Origin of the sequence: Aquicoccus porphyridii, assembly GCF_008369105.1 — a bacterium.
GTDB lineage: Bacteria > Pseudomonadota > Alphaproteobacteria > Rhodobacterales > Rhodobacteraceae > Aquicoccus > Aquicoccus porphyridii.
In genome coordinates this window covers 1-708 of sequence record NZ_VINQ01000070.1, presented here as the reverse complement: position 1 = coordinate 708, position 708 = coordinate 1, and the positions used below count along the sequence as shown (strand labels likewise).

1 protein-coding gene is annotated in these 708 nt (G+C 70.2%); it reads left to right on the top strand.

Going from position 1 to position 708, the window contains the following annotated elements:
- Positions 1-237: 237 nt before the first annotated feature.
- Positions 238-708, top strand: a 471-nt coding sequence (locus FLO80_RS23620) for a M48 family metalloprotease (RefSeq protein ID WP_147315969.1), incomplete at its 3' end; no start/stop codon positions are given.

The window sequence follows — 708 nt, the reverse complement described above, 5'->3', positions numbered from 1 at the left end:
AGGCGCTGCTTCTTCGTCGGTCTCCTGCTGCTCGGCGCCGACCTCGCCTGGCGCGGTTTCCACTGACGCCAGGGACGCATTGCGCACCCGCCAGGGCGGGCCTGCGGCCTTCGCGGGACTTCCGACGAACGGCACAAGTCGCTATCATCCGCCGCCGCGCGACCCCCACCGGGCGCGCGGCACCGGGCGGAACACGCCCGTCCGGCACGGAACGCCACCTATCGCAAGGAGCACACGATGAAGACCCGTCTTTCCCTTTCCGCCCTGGCCCTCGCCTGCGCCACCCTGGCCGGCTGCCAGAACCTGCCCCAGGGTGACCTCATGCAGCACGGCATGATGGCGGTGAAGGCTGCAACCCTGAGCGACGCCGAGGTCCGCCAGGTCGCCGACCAGGCCTGCGCCGAGTCCGACCAGCAAAACCGCATCGCCCCGGCCAACAGCAAGTACGGCCAGCGCCTGGACAAGATCGCCAAGGCCCTGGGCGACCAGATCGACGGCGTGCCGGTGAACTACAAGGTCTACCTCACCGAGGAGGTCAACGCCTGGGCCATGGCCAACGGCTGCATCCGCGTCTACAGCGGGCTGATGGAGCTGATGAGCGACAACGAGATCGAAGGCGTGCTCGGCCACGAGATGGGCCACGTCGCCCTCGGCCACACCCGCAAGGCCGCCCAGACCGCCTACGCGGCCGCCGCGGTGCGCGGCGCC